This window comes from Marinobacter alkalisoli (assembly GCF_045449795.1).
Classification (GTDB): Bacteria; Pseudomonadota; Gammaproteobacteria; order Pseudomonadales; family Oleiphilaceae; genus Marinobacter.
On the sequence record NZ_JBJJLB010000021.1, the window covers coordinates 78,361 to 104,025 of the forward strand.

22 protein-coding genes and 1 riboswitch are annotated in these 25,665 nt (G+C 58.7%); of the genes, 11 read left to right on the forward strand and 11 right to left on the reverse strand.

Annotation, left to right across the window (positions count from 1 at the left end):
• Nucleotides 1-8 precede the first annotated feature (8 nt).
• From ACJO3M_RS10015 to hslU, 3 genes are all read left to right on the forward strand, one after another.
• Nucleotides 9-665, forward strand: coding sequence for an SPOR domain-containing protein (locus tag ACJO3M_RS10015; RefSeq protein WP_407001251.1), 657 nt, complete (start codon nt 9-11; stop codon nt 663-665).
• A 114-nt stretch (nt 666-779) separates the two neighbouring features.
• Entirely contained in the window at nt 780-1,310 is a 531-nt protein-coding gene (hslV, locus tag ACJO3M_RS10020) for an ATP-dependent protease subunit HslV (RefSeq protein WP_406988147.1), read from the forward strand.
• A 12-nt stretch (nt 1,311-1,322) separates the two neighbouring features.
• Nucleotides 1,323-2,654: an ATP-dependent protease ATPase subunit HslU gene (hslU, locus tag ACJO3M_RS10025; RefSeq protein ID WP_407001252.1), complete on the forward strand. Its 1,332-nt coding sequence runs from the start codon at nt 1,323-1,325 to the stop codon at nt 2,652-2,654.
• Nucleotides 2,655-2,849: 195 nt separating this feature from the next.
• Here the strand turns inward: hslU and ACJO3M_RS10030 are convergent, their stop codons facing one another.
• From ACJO3M_RS10030 to ACJO3M_RS10040, 3 genes are all read right to left on the reverse strand, one after another.
• Nucleotides 2,850-4,094 (reverse strand): patatin-like phospholipase family protein, encoded by a 1,245-nt coding sequence (locus tag ACJO3M_RS10030; protein WP_407001253.1) that lies wholly within the window; start codon nt 4,092-4,094, stop codon nt 2,850-2,852.
• 100 nt (nt 4,095-4,194) lie between these two features.
• The gene (gene ptsP / locus ACJO3M_RS10035; protein WP_407001255.1) at nt 4,195-6,501 is read right to left on the reverse strand and encodes a phosphoenolpyruvate--protein phosphotransferase; all 2,307 of its coding nucleotides are present in this window, start codon (nt 6,499-6,501) and stop codon (nt 4,195-4,197) included.
• 15 nt (nt 6,502-6,516) lie between these two features.
• Nucleotides 6,517-7,047 (reverse strand): RNA pyrophosphohydrolase, encoded by a 531-nt coding sequence (locus ACJO3M_RS10040; protein ID WP_406988152.1) that lies wholly within the window; start codon nt 7,045-7,047, stop codon nt 6,517-6,519.
• A gap of 174 nt (nt 7,048-7,221) precedes the next feature.
• Between ACJO3M_RS10040 and ACJO3M_RS10045 the strand changes: the two genes are divergently transcribed.
• Nucleotides 7,222-7,878, forward strand: a complete 657-nt coding sequence (locus ACJO3M_RS10045; RefSeq protein WP_407001257.1) for a histidinol-phosphatase — start codon at nt 7,222-7,224, stop codon at nt 7,876-7,878.
• Nucleotides 7,879-8,020: 142 nt separating this feature from the next.
• Here the strand turns inward: ACJO3M_RS10045 and ACJO3M_RS10050 are convergent, their stop codons facing one another.
• From ACJO3M_RS10050 to ACJO3M_RS10060, 3 genes are all read right to left on the reverse strand, one after another.
• Complete coding sequence (locus ACJO3M_RS10050; RefSeq protein WP_407001259.1) at nt 8,021-9,217, reverse strand: class I SAM-dependent rRNA methyltransferase; 1,197 nt, start codon at nt 9,215-9,217, stop codon at nt 8,021-8,023.
• Nucleotides 9,218-9,418: 201 nt separating this feature from the next.
• Nucleotides 9,419-9,811 (reverse strand): glycine cleavage system protein GcvH, encoded by a 393-nt coding sequence (gene gcvH / locus ACJO3M_RS10055; RefSeq protein WP_407001260.1) that lies wholly within the window; start codon nt 9,809-9,811, stop codon nt 9,419-9,421.
• A 44-nt stretch (nt 9,812-9,855) separates the two neighbouring features.
• Nucleotides 9,856-10,746 (reverse strand): LysR family transcriptional regulator, encoded by an 891-nt coding sequence (locus tag ACJO3M_RS10060; protein WP_407001262.1) that lies wholly within the window; start codon nt 10,744-10,746, stop codon nt 9,856-9,858.
• A gap of 136 nt (nt 10,747-10,882) precedes the next feature.
• On the opposite strand from ACJO3M_RS10060, the gene metE reads away from it, so the two are divergent.
• Nucleotides 10,883-13,156 carry a 5-methyltetrahydropteroyltriglutamate--homocysteine S-methyltransferase gene (metE, locus tag ACJO3M_RS10065; protein ID WP_407001264.1) on the forward strand — a complete coding sequence of 758 codons (2,274 nt, stop codon included), beginning with the start codon at nt 10,883-10,885 and terminating at the stop codon, nt 13,154-13,156.
• A gap of 40 nt (nt 13,157-13,196) precedes the next feature.
• Here metE and cpdA read toward each other — a convergent pair whose 3' ends face one another.
• The 4 genes from cpdA to thiC form a co-directional block, all read right to left on the reverse strand.
• Nucleotides 13,197-14,003, reverse strand: coding sequence for a 3',5'-cyclic-AMP phosphodiesterase (cpdA, locus tag ACJO3M_RS10070; RefSeq protein WP_407001266.1), 807 nt, complete (start codon nt 14,001-14,003; stop codon nt 13,197-13,199).
• Between the two features lie 213 nt (nt 14,004-14,216).
• Nucleotides 14,217-14,702 (reverse strand): DUF1249 domain-containing protein, encoded by a 486-nt coding sequence (locus ACJO3M_RS10075; RefSeq protein WP_407001268.1) that lies wholly within the window; start codon nt 14,700-14,702, stop codon nt 14,217-14,219.
• The gene (locus ACJO3M_RS10080) at nt 14,702-15,319 is read right to left on the reverse strand and encodes an NUDIX domain-containing protein (RefSeq protein WP_407001270.1); all 618 of its coding nucleotides are present in this window, start codon (nt 15,317-15,319) and stop codon (nt 14,702-14,704) included. Before ACJO3M_RS10080 ends, ACJO3M_RS10075 begins: the two co-directional genes overlap by 1 nt.
• 494 nt (nt 15,320-15,813) lie before the next feature.
• Nucleotides 15,814-17,691 carry a phosphomethylpyrimidine synthase ThiC gene (gene thiC / locus ACJO3M_RS10085; protein ID WP_407001271.1) on the reverse strand — a complete coding sequence of 626 codons (1,878 nt, stop codon included), beginning with the start codon at nt 17,689-17,691 and terminating at the stop codon, nt 15,814-15,816.
• Between the two features lie 120 nt (nt 17,692-17,811).
• A riboswitch (TPP riboswitch) is annotated at nt 17,812-17,923 on the reverse strand.
• Between the two features lie 172 nt (nt 17,924-18,095).
• On the opposite strand from thiC, the gene ACJO3M_RS10090 reads away from it, so the two are divergent.
• The gene (locus ACJO3M_RS10090) at nt 18,096-19,478 is read left to right on the forward strand and encodes a TolC family outer membrane protein (RefSeq protein WP_407001272.1); all 1,383 of its coding nucleotides are present in this window, start codon (nt 18,096-18,098) and stop codon (nt 19,476-19,478) included.
• A gap of 41 nt (nt 19,479-19,519) precedes the next feature.
• On the opposite strand, the gene waaA is transcribed toward ACJO3M_RS10090, so the two are convergent.
• A complete protein-coding gene (gene waaA, locus ACJO3M_RS10095) occupies nt 19,520-20,782 on the reverse strand; it encodes a lipid IV(A) 3-deoxy-D-manno-octulosonic acid transferase (protein ID WP_407001273.1) in 1,263 nt (420 codons plus the stop codon).
• A 137-nt stretch (nt 20,783-20,919) separates the two neighbouring features.
• On the opposite strand from waaA, the gene lpxL reads away from it, so the two are divergent.
• The 5 genes from lpxL to ACJO3M_RS10120 are packed head-to-tail and all read left to right on the forward strand — an operon-like array spanning nt 20,920 to nt 25,615.
• Nucleotides 20,920-21,870, forward strand: a complete 951-nt coding sequence (gene lpxL, locus ACJO3M_RS10100) for an LpxL/LpxP family Kdo(2)-lipid IV(A) lauroyl/palmitoleoyl acyltransferase (protein WP_407001274.1) — start codon at nt 20,920-20,922, stop codon at nt 21,868-21,870.
• Complete coding sequence (locus ACJO3M_RS10105) at nt 21,871-22,806, forward strand: mitochondrial fission ELM1 family protein (protein ID WP_407001275.1); 936 nt, start codon at nt 21,871-21,873, stop codon at nt 22,804-22,806.
• Nucleotides 22,803-23,924 carry a glycosyltransferase family 4 protein gene (locus ACJO3M_RS10110; protein WP_407001276.1) on the forward strand — a complete coding sequence of 374 codons (1,122 nt, stop codon included), beginning with the start codon at nt 22,803-22,805 and terminating at the stop codon, nt 23,922-23,924. The genes ACJO3M_RS10105 and ACJO3M_RS10110 overlap by 4 nt, the downstream gene beginning before the upstream one ends.
• Nucleotides 23,914-24,954, forward strand: coding sequence for a glycosyltransferase (locus ACJO3M_RS10115; protein WP_407001277.1), 1,041 nt, complete (start codon nt 23,914-23,916; stop codon nt 24,952-24,954). Before ACJO3M_RS10110 ends, ACJO3M_RS10115 begins: the two co-directional genes overlap by 11 nt.
• Nucleotides 24,947-25,615 (forward strand): YrbL family protein, encoded by a 669-nt coding sequence (locus tag ACJO3M_RS10120; RefSeq protein WP_407001278.1) that lies wholly within the window; start codon nt 24,947-24,949, stop codon nt 25,613-25,615. The genes ACJO3M_RS10115 and ACJO3M_RS10120 overlap by 8 nt, the downstream gene beginning before the upstream one ends.
• The last annotated feature ends 50 nt before the right edge of the window (nt 25,616-25,665 follow it).

Genomic DNA, 25,665 nt, shown 5'->3' on the forward strand with positions numbered 1-25,665 from the left:
ACCAGGATATGTCCCGAGATTACGCTCGCAAGAATCCCAGAGGGAAGGCCGCGGCATCGCCCCGCAAGGGCGCTAGGAACAATGCCCGGACGCAGCGGAGCAGCAAACCGGCAAGCCGCCGCTCAGAGCAGCCAACACCGGCTCGCGGGCAGCGCGGGGGACTGTCTCTGAAATGGATCCTGTCACTGGCCGCGGTCGGGGGCTTTATCGGCTTTATTGCCTATCTCAATTCACTCCCTGCCCCCGAGCCTGCCCGGCATGGCAGTGGAACAACGGCCCCCAAGGCTCCGCCTGCCAAGGAGCAAAAAAGCGCATCTGGCGAGGAAGAAAAGCAGCGATACCGCTTTTACGAAATGCTCCCTGAAAGCGAGGTAGTACCTCCCAAAGTGGAAGAGTACACCCCCGGCCCGGCTCAACAGGATTTTCGGTACGTGGTCCAGTCCGGCTCGTTCCGTAGCCAACAGGATGCTGAGCGCCAGCGCGCACAGATTGCTTTCCAGGGGCTTCGGGCCAACGTCCAGCGAATTGACCTCGATAGCGGCAGCACCTGGTACCGGGTCAATGTGGGGCCGTTCAATTCCCGCAGCCAGATGAATTCCGCCATCGACAAGCTGGTCTCCATCAATATCGAACCACTGGTGCGGAAAATACCCAAAGAGGGCTGAATGGCCCTCTTTGCATGACTGTCCGCCCAGCCTGCTCCCTCTGCGCCCTTGAAAAAAAACCACCCGCCTCCATAACTGCTGAATACCGTTTTTCATCAGGCAACTGGAGCCCACATGACTACCATTCTTTCCGTCAGGCGCGATGACGAAGTCGCCATGGGTGGCGATGGCCAGGTATCCCTTGGCAACACCGTAATGAAAGGCAATGCCCGCAAGGTTCGCCGCCTGTATAACGGCAAGGTACTGGCAGGATTCGCCGGCGGCACCGCCGATGCCTTTACCCTGTTCGAGCGCTTTGAAGCCCAACTGGAGAAACATCAGGGCAACCTGACACGAGCAGCGGTAGAGCTGGCCAAGGAGTGGCGAACGGATCGCGCCCTGCGCCGACTTGAAGCGCTCCTGGCCGTCGCCGATAAAACCGCCTCGCTGATCATTACCGGCAACGGCGATGTTATCGAGCCGGAACAGGGTCTGATTGCCATCGGCTCCGGCGGCCCATTCGCGCAGGCCTCGGCCCGCGCCCTGCTTGAGAACACCGACCTGAAAGCCAGTGAGGTTGTGGAGAAAGGCCTGGATATAGCCGCCGACATCTGCATCTACACCAACCACAATCGCACCCTTGAAGTGCTTTCTGCCAACGACTGATTCGGAGCAACCATGTCTGCAATGACTCCCCGTGAGATCGTTCACGAACTCAACAAACACATCGTAGGTCAGGAAGAAGCCAAGCGGGCGGTTGCCATTGCGCTGCGGAACCGCTGGCGTCGCATGCAGCTGGACAGCAGCCTGCGAGAGGAAATCACCCCCAAGAACATCCTGATGATCGGCCCCACCGGCGTGGGCAAAACCGAGATTGCCCGCCGCCTGGCAAAACTCGCTGATGCCCCGTTTCTGAAAGTCGAGGCCACCAAGTTTACCGAGGTGGGCTATGTCGGCCGCGATGTGGAATCCATCATCCGTGATCTGGCGGACATGGCAGTGAAGATGCTTCGCGAGAAAGAAAAGAAGCGTCACGAGCATCGCGCCCTCGACGCGGCAGAAGAGCGTATCCTCGATGCCCTGCTGCCACCGGCCCGGGACTTCAAGGAAGACAGTCAGCGCACCGATGGGGAATCCTCCACCCGTCAGCTGTTCCGTAAAAAGTTGCGCGAAGGCGAACTGGATGACAAGGAAATCGAGATCGACCTGCGCAGTGGTGGAGCGGGCGTTGAGATCATGGCGCCTCCTGGCATGGAAGAAATGACCAGCCAGTTGCAAAACATGTTCTCCAATATGTCCTCAGACAAGCGCAAAACCCGCAAAATCAAAGTGGCGGATGCCCTGAAGCAGGTTCAGGACGAGGAAGCCGCCAAGCTGGTGAACGAGGAAGAGATCAAGCAGAAGGCGGTTCAGTCGGTCGAACAGAACGGTATCGTGTTCCTTGATGAAATCGACAAGGTCGCCAAGCGCTCCGAGAATACGTCGTCTGATGTTTCCCGGGAAGGCGTGCAGCGGGATCTGTTGCCATTGATAGAAGGCAGCACCGTCAGCACTAAATACGGCGCTGTCCGCACGGATCACATCCTGTTCATTGCCTCTGGCGCATTCCACCTGTCCAAGCCATCAGACCTGATTCCGGAACTCCAGGGCCGCCTGCCGATCCGGGTTGAGCTACAGGCTCTGACCCCAGATGACTTCAAGCGCATCCTGACCGAGCCGGATGCCTCGCTGGTGCAACAATACGAGGCACTGATGGGCACGGAAGGCGTGAAACTGACCTTCGCCGAAGATGCTATTACCCGGATTGCGGAAGTGGCCTGGAAAGTAAATGAAACCACCGAGAATATCGGTGCGCGCCGCCTGCATACCGTGCTTGAACGACTGCTGGAAAGCCTGTCCTACGAAGCCGGTGACAACGTTACCGACGGCTTTGAGGTAACGGCGGCGTTCGTGGATGAGAAGCTTGGGGGACTGGCGGAAGATGAAGATCTGAGCCGCTATATACTCTAACGCAGATGATGTCGGATTACGGCTTCGCCTAATCCGACCTACCACTGACCGTGATGGCCAATTGTCGGATTACGCTTCGCTCATTGTGCCGTTCACCGGTAAATCCGACCTACGGGTAGAGCGTGTGGTCATGCAGGTAGGTTGGATTAGCAAAGCGTAATCCAACAACAAGGCCGCACGCCCCACCGCCAGCGTCTACTCCGCGCGCGAGAACAGGTGCGTCACGTTCTCCAGCCCGCTCACCAGCTTGCCCTTCTGCGCCTGTTTTTTACGTCCCTTCGCCACATACAACGGCAACATTTCCCCATACAGACTGGTACTGATGGTGCGCTGCTCGTCCTCAAGGCGGTCACGGCGCAGCTTGATGCCGTATTTCGCCAGCCGGGGCTCCAACTCGTCCGCGCGGGCCAGCAAGTCACGACGGGTCATCTGGTAGGCGTGCTCACACACCATCCGGCGGGACTGGAAACTGAACACGTTGGAGAAAAACAGCTTGGCATCGTCACGGGTGGGCTCGAACAGCAGAATATCCTTGTCCGGGTAATCCCGCGCGTACTGGGCAATGCCGGACTGCATGCGGGAATACACCATGGTCCGGAACATCTGCGCCAGCAGGTTTGGCATGCCCGAGCGGGTCAGCTCACCCGGTTTCATGGTCCCGGTCCTGACCGCCGCGCTGGCGTCAATCGGCACCTGGGGGTTCACCGCAAACACCAGGTCGGCACCGTCTTCAAACGCCACCGAGGCGTGAAGCCCTTTACGCAGGGTGCCGTCCACGTAGTAGCGGCCATCAATGTTTACCGGCACATACAGGCCGGGAGAGGACATGCTGGCCTGTATCGCGCGGGAAATCGGCACATGGTCAAAGCCTGGCGCTCCGAAACAGACGGCGTCGGTGCTCTCGACATCCGCTGCCACAATGTAGAGGCTGCGCTTGAGTTGGCGAAAATCATTGGTGCGCCCGAGCATGGTGAACGCACGCTGCAGGTACTCATGCAGCCCCTCGTTATCAAACAGTCCCGCAGGCGCTGCCTGAGCAAGAATAGTCATCGCTTCCAGCAGGCTTTGATCGTAAGGGTTATTGATGAAGCGACGGACCGCCGTTGTCAGCAACCCGGGCACAGCGAGCAGGCGACCACCAAATTCGCGAAGGGCCGGGCGATAGAACACTTCCGGGTGGAAGGGGTGTACCTCGGCCTCATTGCGTACAAAAATACGACACAACTGCGCGGTTGTCATCTGGTTCGCCAGGTTCGCTGCCGCGAAGGAACCAGCATTCACACCGACATAAACATCGATGTTATTGAAATCGAGACCATCGAGAGCTTCGTCCAGCGCACGCAGGGCACCAATCTCATAGATGCCGCCCAACGGGCCGCCACCGCCAAGCGCCAGGCCGATGCGGGGTTTCGATTTAGTCTCTGTGGTCGCTGACGTCATACAACTTTCCCTTCCGGGTTTTTTATTTACTGCGTTTCCGCACGATACCAACCGGTTTTAGAGCTTACACCCTATTATCCGGCGCCAACCCATCAGCAACTCAGGAAGCGGCCTGCGCGGCCAACGCTTTCGTAGTCGACTTTCCGGGGCGGAGGTAACGGCCGAACCCGGCGTTGCGCAATGCCAGGTCCACACAACTCTTGATGACATGCGGCGAGTCCAGCAGCAGCACGTCCTCTAGCAGCTGGCTGGCCCACTCACGGCTGATACTGCGAATCACTGATTTGACCTTGGGCAGGCTCGCGGCATTCATCGACAGGGAATCGTATCCCATGGCCATCAGCAACAGGGCGCCGCCGGGATCACCGGCCAGCTCACCGCATATACCAACCGGCTTACCGACAGAATGAGCGTCCTGGGCAATACGAACCAGCGCCTGGAGCACAGCCGGGTGGTAAGAATGATACAACTGGGCAACCCGGGGGTTGTTGCGATCAACTGCCAGCAGGTACTGGGTCAGATCGTTGGAGCCAACCGAGAGGAAGTCCACCCGGTCCGCCAGCTCACGGATCTGGTAAACCGCGGCCGGGATTTCCACCATGACGCCAACCTTGGGCATATGGATCTCGTAACCTTCCTCCCTGACCTCGTGGTATACCCGGTAAATCAGGTGCAGCGACTCTTCCACTTCCGAGATGTTGCTGATCATCGGCAACATGATCTGCAGGTTGTTCAGCCCCTCACTGGCCTTGAGCATGGCTCGCACCTGCACCAGGAAGATCTCCGGATGATCCAGGGTCACCCGGATACCGCGCCAGCCCAGGAAGGGGTTCTCTTCCTCGATCGGGAAATAGGTCAGTGCCTTGTCACCGCCGATGTCCAGAGTGCGCATGGTCACCGGGCTGGGCGCAAAGGCCTCCAGCTGTTCGCGGTAATACTCACGCTGTTCCTGCTCGGAGGGAAAGCGATCCTTGATCATGAACGGCACTTCGGTGCGATAAAGACCAATGCCTTCAGCGCCATGATTCAGGGAGCGGACAACGTCGGTCATCAGACCGGTGTTGACGAGTAACGATACCCGATGGCCGTCGATGGTCTCACAGGGTTTGTCACGCAAGACCTCGAGCCCCTTGATCAGCTCGTCTTCCTCGTCACAGATTTCCTGGTAATAGGACCGGAGATCGTCGGAGGGCGAAGCAAAAATTTGCCCCTCGAAACCGTCAACAATGAGTTCCCGGCCATCAAGCTGGTTAACCGGGATATCCACCAGCCCCATGACAGTGGGCACACCCATCGCACGGGCAAGGATAGCAACGTGGGAGTTACTGGACCCCTTGACCGACACCAGGCCCACCAGCTGTCCCTTCGGCACCTCACCCAGCATGGCAGGCGTCAGCTCTTCACTCACCAGGACGGTTCGCTCAGGGTAAACCTGGTCTTTCTGTTCACCTTCCTGCAAGTGCGACAGCAACCGACGACCGAGGTCGCGGATATCCACCGCCCGCTCCTGCAGGTAGTGGTCATCCATCATCTCGAAGTGGCGCACATACTGCTGAACGACCTGCTTCAACGCGCCCTGCGCCCAAAAACCTTCACGGATCTTGTTGGCGACCTCGCCGGGCATGGCGTCATCCCCCAGCATCCGCAAATACACGTCAAACAGCGCCTGCTCTTCCGGGCGTAGCTGGGAGGCAAGGCGATTGGCGACCCGTTCGATATCTTCGCGGACGGCGGTCACAGCTCCTGCAAACTGCTCCAGTTCCAGATCGATATCATCCGTCGGCTTTTCGGGAACCACATCAAGATCCGCCGCCGGATAAACCACCACGCCTTTGCCGATGGCCACACCCGGCGCGCCGGGCACGCCGCTGAAACTGACATCCTTGGTCTCTTCCCCGGTCAGGGACAGACCGCTGATGGCGCCAGTTGCCTCACTGTGAGCAATAACGCCGGCCAACTGCGCGGATACCGTAACCAGGAAGGCTTCTTCGCCCTCATCGAAACAGCGGGAACTCTCACGCTGCTGGACCACCAGCACACCAAGCACGCGGCGGTGGTGAATGATGGGCACACCAAGAAAAGAACGGAAGCGCTCTTCACCGGTTTCCGGAAAGTAGCGATAACGGGGATGGGATGGCGCATCTTCCAGGTTGATCGGCTCCTCGCGGGAGCCAACCAGACCGACAAGACCCTCAGAATAGGCCAGGCTGACCTGCCCCACTGCTTTGCTGTAGAGCCCCTCGGTGGCCATCAGGATGTAGCGGTTGGTCGCCGGATCCAGCAGGTAGACGGAGCAGACTTCGGTCCCCATGGCTTTCTGCACCCGCGATACAATGATCTCCAGCGCTTCCTGCAGGTCGCGGGCGCTGTTTACCTCTTGTACCAGATTTCGCAGTATGCTCAGCATGGCGGTTTCAGCCCGTCATTTCTGTTGGTCCTTTAAGCGCCGGTTCTGCTCGCTCCGATGCCACTGCTCCATGTTATAGAACAATCGCGGTGCAAGCTCCCTCAGCGCACGTCTGTACACTTCACGCTTGAATGAGACCACCTGTCCCAGGGGGTACCAGTAGCTCACCCACTGCCAGCCGTCGAATTCCGGCGAATCGGTGCCGTCAACGCGCACTTGCGCATCCGGCGATAACATCCTCAGCAGGAACCATTTCTGTTTTTGTCCCACACACACGGGATGCGAGTTATGCCGCACCATCCGCCGCGGGAGGCGATACCTCAGCCAGCCCCGGGTACAGCTGATGATTTCGACATCCGCCGCACTCAAGCCTATCTCTTCCCCCAGTTCCCGATACAACGCGTCTTCCGGCGATTCGTTGTACTGGATACCGCCCTGCGGGAACTGCCAGGAGTCCTGCCCTATTCGCCTAGCCCAGAGAACCTCGCCCCTGTGGTTGGCCAGAATGATTCCGACGTTGGGTCTGAAACCGTCTGAGTCGATCACGGCACAGTCCTCTTAAAAGTCGGCGGACCAGTGCAAAAATTGACCGGTCGGAATTGTCCAAGTTGCTATCATTCTTACAGAATCCCAAGGGTTCGGCAAACGAAGCCGTCACCGATGTGTCATGGTAGACTGTGACCTTTCCACCAACCCCTGCCATGACCGGAGGTAACACCCTTGACGCTTGCGATCTTTGACCTTGATAACACCCTGCTCGCAGGAGACAGCGACCACGCCTGGGGCGAATTTCTGGTGGAGGAAGGCATTGTAGATGCCGAGGAGTACCGCAAGGCCAATGATCGCTTCTATCAGGAGTACCTGAACGGCGAACTGGACATCCTGCATTACCTCGGCTTTGCCCTGCAGCCCCTGGCAAAGCATTCCATGGAGGACTTGCTGGCCTGGCGCGACCGCTTCATGAACAAAAAAATCCGCCCCATGCTGCAGGATAAAGCATTCCGGTTGCTGGAAAAGCACCGAAATCAGGGCCATACCCTGATGATCATCACCGCCACTAACCGCTTCGTCACCGAACCGGTTGCGGAGCTCCTGGGCATTGAGCATTTGATCGCCACCGATCCGGAAATGATCAATGGCCGCTATACGGGCGAAGTGGCAGGCACCCCCAGCTTTCAGGACGGCAAAGTCACCCGCCTGAACGACTGGCTGGCTTCGAACAGTGAGACACTGGACGGCGCCTGGTTCTATAGCGACTCCCACAATGACGCGCCATTGCTGAGAAAAGTCGACAACCCTGTGGCCGTTGACCCGGATCCGACACTGGAAAAACTGGCTGTGGAGAATGGCTGGAAAGTGATGTCTCTCAGAGACTAACTGCCGAACTTTGGGCCCGCCAGCGGGTACAGTGCTCCGGGATCGTCAAAAACAGGGATGTTTTTGTCGAGCGTACAGGGACGTATTCACAGCGTATCCCGGAGCACTGAACCCGCTGGTGGGCTTGCCCGAAACTTGAAGGCTAGAAAAAACCAGTCAAAGACCGCACAAAGCACGATTTGATGTAATCCGTTTCCGGAATGCCCGGAATCACCGGGTGGTCCGGCGCCTGGTGGCCCTGCTCCAGCAGCTGAACAAACCGATCAATCTTACGGCCGCTGCCACGAATGATATCGACCAGCTTGTCCTGGGACAGATGCATCGAACAGGATGCGGAAATCAGTAACCCATCCCGCTCCAGCAACCGCAGTCCCAGCTGATTCAGCCGAGCATAGGCCTGCTCACCGGCTTTCTGGTCACGGCGTCGAGGAATCAGCGCCGGCGGGTCCAGCACCACAATGTCGAACTTTTCTTTCTCATCCGCCAGCGCCTTCAGGGCTTCAAACGCGTCTCCCTCAATGGTTTCCACGTTATCCAGCCCATTTAACCTGGCATTATGGTGAACCGACTCAATCGCCGACGCAGAACTGTCCACACAGGTCACCTGGGTGGCACCGGCACAGGCTGCCTGAATCCCCCAGCCACCGACATAACTGAACACATCCAACACCCGCTTACCGGGCGCATAGGCCTGCAGACGCTGACGATTCATACGGTGATCGTAGAACCAGCCGGTTTTCTGACCGCCTTCCAAAGGCACCTCGAAACGCACACCGTTCTCTTCCACCTTAAGCAGGCTGGCTTCCGCCCCGTGGGCCTGCTCAACATAGGTGTCCAGCCCTTCCACCTTACGCATCTTGCCATCGTTTTTGAGGATGATCGCAGCAGGATGCACCAGACGCTGGACCGCCCGAACAATCGCCTCCTTCATCAACTCCATACCAGCGGTGGAAATCTGCACCACCACGGTATCGTCAAAGCGATCAATCACCAGCCCCGACAGCCCGTCGCTGTCGCCGAACACCCAGCGGTAGAAGGGCTTATCGAACAACCGGTCACGCAGTGCCAGAGCCGCCTCCATCCGCTGGGTAAGACGCTGCGGCGTCATACCATGGCTGGCATTCCGACTGATCAAACGGCCACAGATCAGCGCGTGAGGATTCACAAACACCGTGCCTAACGGCTTGTCATTAGCCGCCCGCAACTCCGCCTGCGCCCCGGCCTCGAAGTCCGTTAACGGTGATCGGCGGGTGTCCACTTCGTTGCTGTAAACCCACAGGTGACCGGCTTTCAGCCTGCGCTCAGCGCCTTTGCGGAGATAAAGGACGGGGAAATTCATAACGGCTACCTAATGGATTACAAAAAAAGGGGGAGGATTATACACGAACAGTGATCCCGATCGCCTCAGCAACGGGAGGGAGCGGGCAGGGCTGCCCAAAACTGTGCGGAGCCAGGGATGGCGGAGCCAAGCGTACAGGGACGTATCCACAGCGTGTTTTGGGCAGCCCTGCCCGCTCGCTCTTTCACCGTAAGTCAGCAGTTACCCTTCGGCAGCCACATGCTCCGCATAGGCAGTAGCGTCCATAAGCCCATCCAGTTCACCCTTGTCTTCCAGACGAACCTTGAACAGCCAGCCATCACCGTAAGGATCCTCGTTCACCTTCTCCGGCTCGTCTTCCAGGCTCTCGTTCACCTCGATCACCTCACCGGTGACCGGACTGAACACATCCGACGCCGACTTGACGGATTCCGCCACACCGGCCTCTTCAGCGCCATTTACAGTAACGCCAACTTCCGGCACACCAATATAGACCACATCCCCCAACTGCTCCTGGGCGAAATCGGTAATGCCCACGGTGGCCGTGCCATCGTCGGAAACGCGAACCCATTGATGAGTCTCGATGTATTTAAGATCTGCAGGTATATCACTCATGATCGGATTCCCTATTAATTTTTCGCGCAGTTTAACCGAAGACGCTAATACCAGCGAACCCCTCGAGCGGTATTCATGAAGGAATTCAGGTAATCCACCTCGCGATCGCGGTCACGAAGGCCCAAAAAGATCTGTTTCTGAATGCCCTGGCTTCCCAACCGAACGGGCTTCAGCGGCATTTTCTCCGCGTACTCATCCACCAGCCACCGTGGCAAAGCCGCCACGCCACGGCCGGCTGCCACCATCTGCAACATGATATCCGTGGTTTCTATGGTTTTGTGTTTGGCCGGACTGGCGTGGGCCGGGAGCAAAAACCGGGTATAGATATCCAGCCTTTCGACTTCCACCGGGTAGGTAATCAGGGTCTCCTCCGCCAGGTCTGCCGGTTCCGCCCAGTCTTTCACGGCCAGTTCGTGCCCACTGGCCACCACCAGCACCTGCTCATAATCGAACACCGGTTCAAACACCAGGCCAGGCCGGTGCAATGGGTCCGGCGTTACCAGAATATCAATATCGTGCCCGAACAGCGCCCCGATGCCGCCGAATTGGAAGCGTTGCTTCACATCCACATCCACCGTGGGCCATTGCTCCAGATAGGGCCCCACAACCTTGAGCAGCCATTGGTAGCAGGGATGGCATTCCATACCGATCCGCAGGGTGCCGCGCTGCCCTTTTGCAAACTGCCCGATCAGCATTTCCGCATGCTCGAACTGCGGCAACAACCGCGTGGCCAGTGACAGTAAGTACTGACCAGCCTGGGTCAGCCGCAACTGACGCCCTTCCCGCTCCCACACTGGCGTGCCCAACTGCAACTCCAGTTTTTTGACCGCGTGGCTTAACGCCGACTGGGTCAGATGCAGCGCCTCGGCTGCTGCCGTCAGCGAGCCCTGGCGCTCCACTTCCCGGAGAATTTCCAGATGATTCCGTTCAATCATGGCCCGCAACCTTATCGCCATTAGCGTGAATTAAATTCATGGATTGTTGAAATAATACCATTATTTTTCATCATACCAGATGCGTAATCTTGGTGGTTCTTCCCGAAACCCCATGAACACACGCAAGGACAACATCATGATTACGACACACAACCTGGGTTTCCCCCGGATCGGTGCAAGGCGGGAACTCAAGTTCGCCCAGGAGGCATTCTGGAAAGGCCAGCTCAATGCCGAGGAGCTGAACATTACCGCCGCCGACCTGCGCCGTCGCCACTGGTTACAGCAATCGTCCCTGACGTTCGCCCCGGTTGGCGACTTCTCCTACTATGACCAGGTTCTGGACATGAGCTTCACTCTTGGTCACCTGCCTGCCCGCGCCCAGGACACCAGCGGCACGGACCTGGACCGCTATTTCCGGGTCGCCAGGGGCCGATCCGCCAACGACACCGCCTGCTGCGCCATTCATGCCGGTGAAATGACCAAGTGGTTCGACACCAACTACCACTACATCGTGCCGGAATTCGACAGCGGCACCCGGTTCCAGCTCAATCCGGAACGCCTGCTGGCGCAACTGGCCGAAGCCCGGGCCCAGGGCGTGAATGCCAAACCCGTTATCATTGGCCCCGTCACCTATCTCTGGCTGGGCAAAAGCAAGGATGACAGTGACCGGCTGGCGTTGCTGGACGATTTGCTGCCGGTGTATGCCGAACTGCTCAACCTGCTGGCGGAACAGGGCGTGGACTGGGTACAGATCGACGAGCCGGCGCTGGTCACCGAACTCAACGGCGACTGGCGGCATGCCTTTAATCTCGCCTATCACCAACTGAAGGCCTGCCCGGTCAAACTGTTGCTGACCACCTACTTCGGAGAGCTGAAGGAAAACCTGCAACTGGCCTGCGAACTGCCGGTCGCCGGCCTGCACCTGGATGCCATCAGCGCCGCAGGCGAAGTCAGCCAGGTCACCGACTGGCTACCGCCCCACAAAATACTCTCCCTTGGCGTCATCAATGGTCGGAATGTCTGGAAAACGGACCTTGAAGCCACATTGGACTGGCTCGAACCGGTGCATGAACGCCTCGGCGAACGGCTCTGGCTGGCCCCTTCCTGTTCGCTGCTCCACGTCCCCGTGGACCTTGAATCGGAGACCGCGATGGATCCGGAGGTTCGTTCCTGGCTGGCGTTTGCGGTACAAAAACTGGATGAGCTGCAAACCCTGGCCAACGCCCTGAACCATGGGCGTGCGGCCACAGTCGAGCCCCTGGCAAAGAACGCTCTGGCCGTTGCCAGCCGCAGGAACTCCACCCGCGTGCATAATCCCGACGTCACCCGGGCCGTTGCCGCGATCACACCAGAGCTGGGAAATCGAAAAAGCCCCTACGCCCAACGCCTGGAACGACAGAAACAACAGCTGGACCTGCCGGCATTCCCAACCACCACCATTGGCTCTTTCCCCCAGACCCGGGAGATCCGCCAGACCCGCCTGCAGTACCGGAAGGGCGACCTCAGCGTGCGGGAGTACACCACCCGCATCCGTGACGAAATCGCCCGCTGCGTGCGGGAACAGGAAGCACTGGGGCTGGATGTACTGGTGCACGGCGAAGCCGAGCGCAACGACATGGTGGAATACTTCGGCGAACAACTGGAAGGCTACGTTTTCAGCCAGTTCGGCTGGGTGCAGTCCTATGGTTCCCGCTGCGTGAAGCCGCCCATCCTCTTTGGCGACATCCAGCGCCCTCAGGCGATGACAGTAGACTGGATCCGCTACGCCCAGTCACTGACCGACAAGCCGCTGAAGGGCATGCTTACCGGCCCGGTGACCATCCTCAACTGGTCGTTCGTGAGGGATGACCAGTCCAGAAAAGACACCTGCCTGCAACTGGCACTGGCAATCCGCGAGGAAGTCCTGGACCTCGAAGAATCCGGCGTGCGAATCATCCAGATCGACGAAGCCGCACTGCGGGAAGGCCTGCCATTGCGACAATCGGACTGGCAGAACTACCTGGATTGGGCGATCGAGGCTTTCCGCATCAGCGCCAATGGCGTCAGCGACGAAACCCAGATCCACACCCACATGTGTTACTCGGAGTTCAACGATATCATCGAGGCCATCGCCCGCATGGATGCCGATGTCATTACCATCGAAACATCACGCTCGGACATGGAACTGCTCGATGCCTTCAAGGGCTTCCAATACCCGAACGACATTGGCCCCGGCGTGTACGATATCCACTCGCCCAACGTCCCGGAAAAGCAGCACATCGTGTCACTCATGCAGAAGGCGGCAGAACGGATACCCACGGAAAGGCTCTGGGTAAATCCGGACTGCGGGCTGAAAACGCGGAACTGGGAGGAGGTCATCCCGGCACTCCGGGAGATGGTCGACGCCGCCCGTGAGTTGCGGGAAGCCTGAAATCAGGAGGGAGGCCTTTAGGCCTCCCTCAAAACTGTGATCAGTAGCCGGTGCTATTGATGTCCAGATCAAACTCAAAGTCGGTTGCCCGTCGCACTTCCGTATGGCTCTCTCCAGAGGCATCAAGCTCGAACCAGCGATAGCCTGGCGACAATGCCTCCACGGCAAACTCGCGCGAACCGGAAGTAAACTGAATACAGGTGGATGGCGTGGCCAGTAACCTGACCCCGTGTCTCTCAAGGTCGTGTTCCTGATGGATGTGGCCCCACAAAACGATCTTGACCTGAGGAAAACGTTCAACGACGCGCCAGAACGCATCCCGGTTGCGAAGGCCGATATCTTTCATCCACTCCGATCCGATATCCACCGGGTGATGGTGCAGCGCAATCAGTGTTGGTAAATCCGGGCCCTGCTCCAGGGTCGATGCAAGAAATTCCAGTTCCGACTCTGCCAGCTCACCATACACCTGCCCACGCACAGACGAGTCCAGCAATACGAACTGCCACCCACCCTGAATAATATGCCGGCGGTTCGCCTGATACTCACTGGCCACCTGCGCCAGGACATCCGGCTTGTCGTGGTTGCCCGCTATCCAGGCCGAGGTGCAGGAGAAAGCGCTCAACCTCTCACCAAAAACGCGGTAAGCCTCTTCCGATCCATCCTGCGCAATATCCCCGGTCGCCAGTATGAGGTCCGGCTGACCGCGATCTTTAATGACCTTATCAATAACGGCATCAAGGCTGTCCCGGGTGTTCACGCCGAGCAACCCGCCAGCGGGATCGGCCAGGAGGTGGGGGTCAGTGATCTGCAGCACCCGGAGAACCCGGGATTTGTCCTTTCTGGTCATGGCGCTCTGTTTCGTAACTGGTCAACACGCTTGGCTTTAGACCGACTATACGGTGAGAATAATCCGTTTGCTCACCTCTGAACTGAACCATGATCACATTATGCCTATAGTTACAGGACATATTGCATCATTTGACAACTATGACACAGCCGCTGCGCTTCGCCATCACACCTTAGTCCACTTTTCCCTTAATCCAGACTTTACCCGCGACCTCTAGTCAACGCCCTCACCAGCCGACCAGAGGGAGTGCTCCATGGGCAGATGCCCGAAGCGCAGACAGTAATCCAGCCAGTCGGCCAGAAAACTGTTCACCTGGACCTTTTCATCCGGGTGGTGCATAAAACGGTTGGGGTAATCGTTGACCGGCGCGATCTGGCGATCCCGGTAACAGCTGATCACCTCTGCCATGGCAGCGTCGTGATAGACACGCACGGTCAATTGAGGGTTATTGAGCCATCGACCGGCGTTGTGGATCTGCTCCAGCAGGAGGGTTTCGGTAAACCGTGCGGTCTGGAGCACTTTGATCCGGACACGGCCGAGGTACTGCTCTTCCCGATGCAGTTCAAACTCGGACACGGGCTTTCCGGCCGACTCCAGCTTCCGCAGTTGGTTCAGCCTTAGATAATTGCCATCGCACAGCGCTCCCAGCCGCCGGAGGTCTGGCACATAACGCCTGGGCTTCATGGTCCACTCCCCCATCAAACCCATCCTTCCCGTAATCGGGTGCGGTTGAGTTGAAGCCACTGCAACGCAATGATCGCAGCCGCGTTGTTGATACGGCCATCCTGGATCATGGCAATAGCCTCCTCTGAGCTGACTACGTGGGCACGGATGTCTTCGTGCTCGTGCTCAATTCCGAACAGCCCGCCAGCAGATTCGGTGCTGATACGGCCGCAATACAGGTGTATAAGCTCCGTGCTACCGCCTGGGGAGACAAGATACTCGCAGATTTTGTCCAGTTTGCTGAAGGTCAGGCCCGCTTCTTCCTGCCCTTCCCTTTGCGCAACTTCTTCCGGTGTTTCACCGTCTTCGTTCATGCCGGCGACCAGTTCCAGCAGCCAGGGCGACTGGTCACGGCCCATGGCGCCAAGGCGAAACTGTTCCAGCAATACCACTTCGTCCCTTTCAGGATCATAGGGGAGCACGCAGGTGGCATCACCACGGATAAACAGTTCCCGGGTGAATACGGGCATGTCACGGCCGTCAAAACGCGGGTGTGTCAGCCACAGCTTGTCCATGCGGAAGAAGCCCTGGAAGACGGTTTCGCGTTTTTCGACGTTGACGTCGCTGGCGTTGAACTGAAACGGTTTGGTCATCGTGCATCCGGTTACTAGGTCGATTTTGAACGATAGCCGGTACACGGGGGCAACTGCAAGCTCTGGCTCTGGCTCAAGCCTGATGCTTGCGGGGGAGGGGCGTGTCGGGACCTGCCTCCCAAAACATGCAGCTTCCGGTGCAAGACAGGCATTGGGGCCCTTCTCCCAAAACACGCTCAAGCACATCCGTGTGGCGCTTGGGCTCCGCCATCCATGGCTCCGCACAGTTTTGGGAGAAGGGCCCCAATGCCTGCCCCATATCTTGGAAAATACTTCAGCAGACTAGGTCCGAATCTGGACCATCCAGACTGTAAGAAACTGCCGGTATAACTCGACAGTTTGCTTGAGCCGGGGTGGCAGGGCTGTTCAGGAGTGTGCGGAGCCAGGGATGGCGGAGCCCAAGCCGAACAGGACGTCTTGAGGCGTCTCCTGGACAGCCCTGCCACCCCGGCTCCCCCACTAAACCATCAGGCTATCGGATCCACACTCCACAGTCAGATCTTGTCGTAGAGCTTGCTCCCGGATTCAACAAACTCCCGGGACTTCTCCTGCATGCCAGCGTCGACCGCAGACACCTCGTCAAGGCCGTGCTCCTTCGCGTACTCCCGAACCTCCTGGGAAATCTGCATGGAACAGAACTTCGGCCCGCACATGGAACAGAAGTGAGCCACCTTGGCGGATTCCTTGGGCAGGGTTTCGTCGTGGTAGGCACGGGCGGTGTCCGGGTCGAGGCCGAGGTTGAACTGGTCTTCCCAGCGGAACTCGAAACGGGCTTTGGACAGGGCGTTGTCACGGATCTGGGCGCCCGGATGCCCCTTGGCCAGGTCGGCGGCGTGAGCGGCGATCTTGTAGGTGATGATGCCGGTTTTGACGTCGTCCTTGTTGGGCAGCCCCAGGTGCTCTTTCGGGGTGACGTAGCAGAGCATGGCGCAGCCGTACCAGCCAATCATCGCGGCGCCGATGCCGGAGGTGATGTGATCGTAACCTGGCGCGATGTCGGTGATCAGCGGGCCAAGGGTGTAGAACGGGGCTTCGTCACAGCATTCCAGCTGCTTGTCCATGTTCTCTTTTACCAGCTGCATGGGCACGTGGCCGGGGCCTTCGATCATGCACTGGACATCATGCTTCCAGGCGATTTTGGTCAGTTCGCCCAAGGTTTCCAGTTCACCGAACTGGGCCGCGTCGTTGGCATCGGCAACAGAGCCGGGGCGCAGGCCATCACCGAGGCTGAAAGACACGTCGTAGGCTTGCATGATTTCGCAGATGTCTTCGAAATGCTCGTACAGGAAGCTTTCCTTGTGATGAGCCAGACACCATTTCGCCATGATGGAGCCACCGCGGGACACAATGCCGGTGGTGCGCTTGGCGGTCATGGGCACGTGGTGCAAACGTACGCCGGCATGGATGGTGAAGTAATCCACGCCCTGCTCCGCCTGTTCGATCAGCGTATCCCGGAAGACTTCCCAGGTCAGGTCTTCGGCGACGCCACCGACTTTTTCCAACGCCTGGTAGATGGGCACTGTACCGATGGGTACCGGAGAGTTGCGAATGATCCACTCACGGGTTTCGTGGATGTTCTTGCCGGTGGACAGGTCCATGATGGTATCCGCGCCCCAGCGGATGCCCCAGGTGAGCTTTTCCACTTCTTCCTCGATGGAGGAACTGACGGCGGAGTTTCCGATGTTGCCGTTGATTTTGACCAGGAAGTTGCGGCCGATGATCATCGGCTCGGTTTCCGGGTGGTTGATGTTGGCGGGAATGATGGCGCGCCCGCGGGCAACTTCGTCACGCACGAACTCCGGTGTGATCTCCTCCGGCAGCGATGCCCCGAAAGACTGGCCTGGATGCTGATCCTTCAGCAGCCCGTTGTCCCTCGCTTCCTGCAACTTCATGTTTTCCCGGATGGCGATGTACTCCATCTCCGGGGTGATAATACCCTGCCGGGCGTAGTACATCTGGCTGACATTCTTGCCAGGCTTGGCTTTCAGAGGCTTGCGCTCGTCCATGAAACGAAGCGGATCAAGCTGGGGATCTTTCATGCGCCGACGGGTGAACTCGGACGTGTAACCATCCAGTTGCTCGACATCGCCCCGCTCTTCTATCCAGGCGGCACGGATCGGTTGCAGGCCTTTGCGCAGATCAATGGTGGCTTCGGGGTCGGTATAGGGGCCGGAGGTGTCGTACACCATAACCGGGGGGTTCTTTTCACCCCCCATTTCGGTCGGCGTGTCCTGCACAGTAATTTCCCGCATAGGCACTCGGAGGTCCGCTCGGCTACCCTGCACGTAGATCTTTCGTGAGCTTGGTAACGGTTTGATTGCGGCCGAATCAACTTTGGCTGAATCACTCAGGTAGGAAGGTAAGTCTGTCATCATGCGCTCCCGGAACAGTTGGGGGAATATCGGGTCGCGTATGACGGAGCCGCAGGCACTGTGTTTTCCCTGTCAGGGCCCCGCTGAAGGATTTCATCCAAGGGGGTTCCACGTGGCTTACAGCAATGTTGTCTTAATCCCTACGCCGGTATTATCCGGATCAGGTCGCGGGTTCTGCGTTGCAATCTCAGCCAGCCTGATTTCCTTCAGGCCAGCACCCCGTCAAGACGCGAATTCGTGTTACATGACACTCTAAATGAGTGCCGTTTGCAAGTGTAGAGATGCGGGCAATTATTGTCCATAATGACCAGCCAAACTCGTTCACTGTTGACCGAAAGTATCCATCAGATTGCAACATAAGCGCTCCGGAGTGGAGCAGACGTGCTTACGTACCAGGAGACACAATGAAGAAACGATTGCTTTCAGGAATGATTGGCTTGCTCGCGGCACAACCCGCCTTGGCCATGGATTTGATCGAAACCTACGAGAAAGCGCTTTCCTACGACTCCGGAATCGCAGCGGCACGTGCCAGCTTTGAGGCCCAGGAAGCCGGCACGGATGTGAGCCGCGCAAATCTGCTACCCCAGGTCAATGCCTTCGGTGAAGCCAATTACACCGACTCCGAAAGCTCCAATCAGGACGTGGACTACACCACACTGGCCTATGGTGTCCGGCTGACCCAACCCCTGTTCCGGGCCGATGCCTGGTATGGCTACGACGCCAGCAAATTTCAGAGCGAGGCGGCCCGGGCAGAGTACAACCTGGCACAACAGCAGCTGATTCTTGACGTCGCAACCGCCTATTTCAATGTACTGAGGGCTGCGGACACCCTGACCACCGCCCGGGCGACCGAAGCGGCAATTCAGCGCCAGTATGAACAGGCCCAGGAACGCTTCGATGTCGGCCTGATCGCGATTACCGAAGTGTACGAGGCCCGCGCCAGCTACGACGACAGCAAAAGCCAGCGTATCGCCGCCGAAAGTGACCTGGACATCGCCCGCGAACAACTGGCGCGCCTGACCGGCGAGTACACGGAAGAGCTGGATAATCTACGGGAGAATTTCCCACTGGGTCGCCCCGAGCCGATGGACCCCACCAAGTGGGAAATGACCGCACTGGAACAAAACTGGTCCATTCAGTCAGCGATGTATGAGCTTAACACCAGCGAGGCGAACCTGAAGGTATCCAAGGCCGGCCACTACCCGACTCTGGACCTGAACGCCTCATACGGTAAAAGCGAGATTGATGGCCTGGACAATGGTTCGGCTCCGGTACAACAACGGGCAGACGGCACCACAACCGAAGCGGTGATCGGTGTAACCCTGAACGTGCCACTGTACATGGGGGGCGGCACCCAGGCCGGGGTTCGCCAACAGCGCTCACTGGTCACCGTGGCCGAACAGGGCCTGGAGACCACGCGCCGGGATGTTCGGGTCAACACCCGCAGCCTGTTCCGCACGGTGAATACCAATATTGAAACGGCGTCCGCCCTGGAACAGACCATCATCTCCCGCCGTAGTGCGCTGGATGCCACCCGCGCCGGTTATGAGGTCGGTACCCGCAATATCGTGGAAGTACTGGATGCAGAGCGTGCTTACTACGTAGCGCTGCGGGATTACGCCAATTCCCGTTATGACTACGTCATCAACACCCTCAGCCTGAAGCAGGCCGCCGGCACCCTGAGCCCTCAGGACCTGATCGACCTCAACAACTGGCTGAGCGCCTCGGCTCCGGGCATTGAGGCCCTGGCCAACGAAGAGGAAACCATCGGGAACCCGACTCAGTAAGTCGACTTTCTTCCCTCCGGCGCCCTTGCGCCGGAGGGGCATCACACCCGCTCGACAATACCATCCACGACCTTTTCCAAAGCGCCGCGATTGGCATTCACTACGGCCAGGGCGCTGTCTCCCGTCCGCTTGGCGGAGTCCGGATCGGCCAGCAGAGCCATTACACAGTCCGCCAGCGCGTCAGTGGATGGTGTTAGATAAAGACCATGCCCGGCATTCAAACGGTTGTAGATGGTTTCAAAATTGAAGATGTGAGGGCCAGACAGCACAGGCATACCCCAGGCAGCCGGCTCCAGGGGGTTGTGGCCACCCCGCTCGATCAGCGAGCCGCCGACAAAGGCAATATCAGAAGCGCCATACAGCATCAGCAACTCCCCCATGGTGTCGCCGAGATAGACCTGGACTTCCGTTGAGACGGGACCTGCCGCTGCTGACCGGCGTGACAGCTGCAAGCCCACCGATTCCGTCAGCTCAGCGACGTCATCAAAACGCTCAGGATGCCTGGGCACAATCACCAGCAAGGCATCGGGAAATTTCCGGCACACAGCCTTATGGGCTTCCAGAATCTTGCGATCTTCCCCTTCGTGGGTGCTGGCAGCGATCCAGACCGGGCGGTGCTCTCCAAGCTGGTTTCTCACGGCCGCAGCTTCCGCCCTGAGTGATGCGGAGATATCCACGTCAAACTTGATGCTCCCTGTCACCGAGACGGATTCCCGCGTGGCGCCGATCCGCAGGAAGCGCCCGGCATCTTCCTCTGCCTGGGCGGCAATCCAGCAGATGCTCTGCAATAACGGTCGGACCAGCGACGGCACCCGCTCGTAGCCCCTGGCGGACCGCTCAGACAAGCGGGCATTGATCAGGAATATGGGCACATCGTGGCGGAAGGTATTGGCAATCATATTGGGCCAGAGTTCGGTTTCCATAATCACCAGCGCCATCGGGCGAACCCGCTCGGCAAACCGACGGACCGCGCCGGGTGTATCGTAGGGGGAATAAGCGTAGCGAACCTGGTCGCCGAACATGGCTTTTGCCCTGGCGGACCCGGTCGGCGTCATCGCAGTCATCAGGATTGGCGTGTCGGGATTACGGCGTAGCAACGCCTTCACCAGCGGCGCTGCGGCAATGGTCTCTCCCACTGACACAGCATGCACCCAGATCACCGGTTCCGACGACTGCTCAACGTACCCCAGACGTTCCTGCCAGCGCTTCCAGGCCTCGGGGTTACGGCGCCCTTGCCACCACAAACGCAACAATACAAATGGCAGCGCAAGGCGAAAAAACAGAGAGTAAAAAAAGTGCAGCATGGAGTCTCCGGGACGGCGATTCGGGGAGCATTCTACCGAATCACAGGACCGTTCGCCTGCATTCCTACTTTAGTCGACAGGAAACACCCTGCTAAACTCCGGTTTCATAACCGAAACACAGACGAGATGACCCGAGCGTGAGCAAGCGCCCCGCAAAAAAACGCGATACCCGATATACAAGTTATCGCCACCCTCGCTGGTGGCCAACCTGGATTGGCATTGCCCTGATGTGGCTGATGTCGAGGCTGCCCCTGGGATTGCAATGGCGGATCGGCAAAGTGATCGGCGAGCTTGCGTACCGCCTGATTCCCCGCCGCCGTCATATTACCGAGGTGAATATCCGCCTGTGCTTTCCGGAGCTGTCGGAGCGGGAGCAACAACAGCTGGTTCGCAAGGCCTTTCACTCCAACGGTATCGGTATGATGGAAATCGGATTGGCATGGTTCCGCGACCCAAAAACCTACCTGCCGGTGACCACCGTGCATGGACTGGAGCATGTGGATGCCGCACTGGCCAAGGGCAAAGGCATCCTGTTGCTCGGTGGTCATTACAGCACACTGGATCTGGGTGGCAGCCTGGTCACCGAATTCATCGAGGCCGACGTCATGCAGCGGGACCACAACAATCCGTTAATGAACGCCGTCATGACCCGCGCCCGTGAGCGGCGCTACGGTATTGCCCTGGACAGCAGGAACTTGCGCGGCCTGCTGAAGCAGCTCAAACAGAATCGCATTGTCTGGTATGCCACCGACCAGGACTACGGGCGCAAGGGCATCGTGTTTGCGCCCTTCTTCGGCGTGCCGGCCGGGTCCATTACCGCAACCTCGCGAATTGCAGAACGCAGCGGGTGTGCGGTGGTACCATTCAGCCACTTCCGACGGGATGATCAACCCGGATATGACATCTACTTCCATCCACCACTGGATAACTTTCCCTCCGGTGATGACATGGCAGATGCCACACTGGTCAACCACACTATTGAACAGCAAGTCAGACGCCATCCGGATCAGTATCTCTGGATGCACAGACGCTTCAAAACCCGGCCCTCGAAAGACGACCCGGATCTCTATCGCAAGGACCCGCATTGAATGCAGACTGATGCCCCAGTGGTCTGGTTACTGACCGATAACAAACCGGGACACCGGAACCAGCTCAAGGGAATCGGCAATCGCCTGCGGGTTCGGGCCGGGGCCGCACTCCACTGGGTTGACGCCGGGGAGCATCGGGTATCCTTGTGGCATGCCCTTTTGGGCATAGCGCCCGCGTCCATGCCTTCACTGCCCTCCCCCACGCTTATCATTGCGGCCGGCGCCTCCACACATCGGCTGTTGCTGGCGCTTCGTCGTACCGCACGGGCAAAAACCGTGGTGCTGATGAAACCTGCGTTTCCCATGAGATGGGCAGACGCCGTGATCCTTCCGGAGCATGACGGAGTCAGCCCCGGCAAACGGACTCTCACCACACAAGGTGTTATCAACAGCATTACGCCCCTGGCACGTATCACGGAAAAACCCGAGGCTCTGGTCCTGATAGGCGGCCCGTCCCCCCACTTTGAATGGGATGACAACGTGGTGTTCGACCAGATCGGTCAATTGATCGCGGATTACCCGAGCTGGCGCTGGACCATCAGCAGCTCCCGCCGCACGCCAAAAGCCCTGGCGGAACGCCTTGAAGAACTGGACAGCATCCGGGTGAGCGTAGTGGACCCCAAGCGTACTCACGAAGACTGGCTTGCCCATCAGCTATCCGCCTCTGGCGCCGCCTGGGTCACTCCCGACAGCATGTCCATGGTGTGTGAAGCGGCCACATCCGGCGTTCCGACCGGCCTGTTTCAGCTGCCCCCGAAGGCAGGCAGCCGGGTAGCACGGGGCATTGAACTGTTGGTAGAACGGGGCCAGGTTGCCCGCTGGAGCGATCATAGCAACGTTATGGACCGTTCGTCCGGGGAAAAGCTCCGGTTGTGGGAAGCAGACCGGGCTGCCCAGTGGCTGATCCGCCTTTTCCTCAGTCGAGGTTCGCGGTGAGAGTTCTCCAGATTCTGCCCGCCCTGCACAGTGGCGGTGTTGAGCGTGGCACCGTGGAATTCTCCGCCGAACTGGTCAAGCGGGGCCACGAGTCATTCGTGGTGTCCAACGGGGGGCCCCTGGTTGGGCAACTGGAAGCCCAGGGCTCGGTCCATGTCACCATGCCGGTTCATCGCAAATCCCCAGCCTCGTTCGGGCAAATCCTGCCCATGCGACGCTTGCTGGAGGACATCCGGCCGGACGTAGTCCACGTTCGCTCCCGCATGCCCGCCTGGATCACCTGGCTGGCCTGGCGCGGACTGCCCGCACACGAACGCCCGGTCCTGGTCTCAACGTTCCATGGCATGTATTCCGTCAACCCCTACAGCGCCATTATGGCCAAGGCGGACCATATCATTGCTGTTTCTGATTGCGTGCGGGATTACATCATTCGTAATTTCCACGTTCCCGAGGACAAGCTGACCGTTATTCAGCGCGGGGTCGACGTGGATGGATTCCGGAGCCAGACTCTGGATTCCGCCTGGCACGCCCGGCTGATGGAACAGCACCCGCACCTGCGAGACAAACGCATCATCATGATGCCCGGGCGAATCTCCCGCTGGAAAGGCCAGTTGATGTTTCTGGAAGCCATGGCAGAGATTGTTCAAAAGAATCCCGATTGCCACGGAATCATTGTCGGCGGTGTGGAACCCGGCAAGGACCGCTTCATGGAAGAGCTGGAACGGCGACGGGAGGAATTGGGACTGGCACAACACATTACGTTCCTGGGGCAGCGCAATGACATGGCCGAGCTGTACCTGTTGTCGGACCTGGTCTGTCACATGTCCACCAAGCCGGAACCCTTCGGTCGCACCGTCACTGAGGCCCTGGCCTCCGGCACACCGGTGGTAGCCTTCGATCGTGGCGGTGCGGCGGAAACCCTGCGAGCCTGTTTTCCGGAGGGGCTGGTGGAGCCTGATGATACCCATGCCTTCGCACAGGCCGCCTTGCGACTTCTTACCACGCAGGGCGACGACATCCGGGTGCCCCGGCGATTTCGACTGGAAGCACAGACGGAAGCAACCCTCTCCGTTTATGAACGCCTGCTGAAGACCAAAGGCGAACTTTGTGACTGCTGAGCTCCCGCTGACCATCGCCATGGTGCTTGCAACCCCCGGCACAACCTGGGGAGGCATGGAAAAGCACACAGCCGAGTTGGCGGACGCACTTGCCCGGAGAGGTCATACCCTTCACCTGATTGCGCACCCGGCCTACCAGAACCAATTCAGCAACAACGTGCATGTCCACCCGATGCCAATGCATCTGGGCAGGCGCAATCCCATTCTGTACCTGAAACTTCGGAGTTTGCTTCGCCATTTAGCCCCCGATCTTTGCCACGGACAGGGCAACAAAGCCATCGCTTTGCTGAGCCAACTGAAGCTGCCGGCCAAACGCATTGGCACCGTCCACGGCATTAAAAAGAGCCATCGAGGGCTTGAGAGGATGGACGCCGTTATCGGCGTTAGCCAGGCAGTTATGGCAACACTCAAGCACCCGAACATGACACTGATCTACAATGGGAGCTCCGCGTGCCAGGGCTCGTCTGTTTTGCCCTCGCCCTTTAGCAAAAGATCCTCCATACAGGCCGTCGCGATTGGCCGCCTTGAGCCCGTCAAAGGCTTTGATTTACTGATCCAGGCCTGGAAACGGCTTAACAACGACGCGCAGCTCACTATCATCGGGGAGGGTAGCCAGCGAACCTCGCTGGAAGCGCAGATTGCCGCCACGGGCCTGTCGTCGCGAGTGTCACTGGCCGGCTTTCAGAGCACCCCGGAGACCTGGCTTCAGCATGCCGACGTTTGCATCATCAGCTCGCACCGGGAAGGGTTGTCTTACGTTCTCATTGAAGCACTGCAATCCGGGTGCGCGGTCCTTGCCACCCCCGTGGCCGGAGCAAAGGAGCTGTTACCGGCCATAGCCTTGGCAGAGAACCATTCTGCCGAAGCCCTCTCTCAACTACTGGCCACGCACCTGTCAGCACTGGAACAACTCCGTGACGCCGAGCGCCACGCAATGGAGTATGCGAGGACAGAATTGACGATCGACAGCATGGCCTCCCGAACCGAAGACACTTATCGACAGCTTTTCAGGAACCATCACCATGATTGATCTGTCGACGGAGACACCGTTTGCTTCCGGCGCCAACCGGCATTGTTTTCGGCACCCCGACAACCCCCGGCTGTGCCTGAAAGTGCTGCGCCCTGAAAACATAGAGGCCCGCTTCCAGCGCCAGCCCCTGGCCAAAAAGCTGCTGGGCAAAAAACGGATTGATGATAATGCCCAGGAGCTGAAGGCCCACCATCAAAGTGCCATTCGTCAGTTGGTTGCGCAGGGACAGGCCGAGGCAGTCTGGCAGCACCTGCCCCGTTTCCATGGCGCGGTACAAACCTCTCTGGGAAGCGCTAACGTCAGCGAGCTCTTGTTGGACGACCACAATCAGCCCGCCGAAACCCTGGAACACTACCTTCAACGCCAGGGATTTGATCATCCCATACAGGAAGCTGTCGGGCGCTTTTGTAACTGGCTCCTGAACACCGGCATCCTCACCCGCAACCTGCTGCCCCATAATCTCGTTGTGGTAGAGCCGGAGCGGCGGCCGGAACTGTACCTGGTCGACGGACTCGGCGCCCCTACTATCCCAAACAAACTCTCGGCCATACCCGCCTGGCGGCAGCGGTATATCTCCCGGCGCATCCAGCGTTTCTACCTGCGGATAGAATGGGAGCTAAGCGACCGGCAACAAAGCTGGGAGCGTTCCCAGAAACTGTAGTTTCCCGGTACCGCCTTGCCGCACGGGGCCGATGGTGATAGCTTCCGCTC

What these genes read in the sequence shown, in the direction of transcription:
- ACJO3M_RS10015 (WP_407001251.1), top strand. Translation starts at nt 9, where the DNA reads ATGTCCCGAGATTACGCTCGCAAGAATCCCAGAGGGAAGGCCGCGGCA.
- hslV (WP_406988147.1), top strand. Translation starts at nt 780, where the DNA reads ATGACTACCATTCTTTCCGTCAGGCGCGATGACGAAGTCGCCATGGGT.
- hslU (WP_407001252.1), top strand. Translation starts at nt 1,323, where the DNA reads ATGTCTGCAATGACTCCCCGTGAGATCGTTCACGAACTCAACAAACAC.
- ACJO3M_RS10030 (WP_407001253.1), bottom strand. Translation starts at nt 4,094, where the DNA reads ATGACGTCAGCGACCACAGAGACTAAATCGAAACCCCGCATCGGCCTG.
- ptsP (WP_407001255.1), bottom strand. Translation starts at nt 6,501, where the DNA reads ATGCTGAGCATACTGCGAAATCTGGTACAAGAGGTAAACAGCGCCCGC.
- ACJO3M_RS10050 (WP_407001259.1), bottom strand. Translation starts at nt 9,217, where the DNA reads ATGAATTTCCCCGTCCTTTATCTCCGCAAAGGCGCTGAGCGCAGGCTG.
- gcvH (WP_407001260.1), bottom strand. Translation starts at nt 9,811, where the DNA reads ATGAGTGATATACCTGCAGATCTTAAATACATCGAGACTCATCAATGG.
- ACJO3M_RS10060 (WP_407001262.1), bottom strand. Translation starts at nt 10,746, where the DNA reads ATGATTGAACGGAATCATCTGGAAATTCTCCGGGAAGTGGAGCGCCAG.
- metE (WP_407001264.1), top strand. Translation starts at nt 10,883, where the DNA reads ATGATTACGACACACAACCTGGGTTTCCCCCGGATCGGTGCAAGGCGG.
- cpdA (WP_407001266.1), bottom strand. Translation starts at nt 14,003, where the DNA reads ATGACCAGAAAGGACAAATCCCGGGTTCTCCGGGTGCTGCAGATCACT.
- ACJO3M_RS10075 (WP_407001268.1), bottom strand. Translation starts at nt 14,702, where the DNA reads ATGGGGGAGTGGACCATGAAGCCCAGGCGTTATGTGCCAGACCTCCGG.
- ACJO3M_RS10080 (WP_407001270.1), bottom strand. Translation starts at nt 15,319, where the DNA reads ATGACCAAACCGTTTCAGTTCAACGCCAGCGACGTCAACGTCGAAAAA.
- thiC (WP_407001271.1), bottom strand. Translation starts at nt 17,691, where the DNA reads ATGACAGACTTACCTTCCTACCTGAGTGATTCAGCCAAAGTTGATTCG.
- ACJO3M_RS10090 (WP_407001272.1), top strand. Translation starts at nt 18,096, where the DNA reads ATGAAGAAACGATTGCTTTCAGGAATGATTGGCTTGCTCGCGGCACAA.
- waaA (WP_407001273.1), bottom strand. Translation starts at nt 20,782, where the DNA reads ATGCTGCACTTTTTTTACTCTCTGTTTTTTCGCCTTGCGCTGCCATTT.
- ACJO3M_RS10105 (WP_407001275.1), top strand. Translation starts at nt 21,871, where the DNA reads ATGCAGACTGATGCCCCAGTGGTCTGGTTACTGACCGATAACAAACCG.
- ACJO3M_RS10120 (WP_407001278.1), top strand. Translation starts at nt 24,947, where the DNA reads ATGATTGATCTGTCGACGGAGACACCGTTTGCTTCCGGCGCCAACCGG.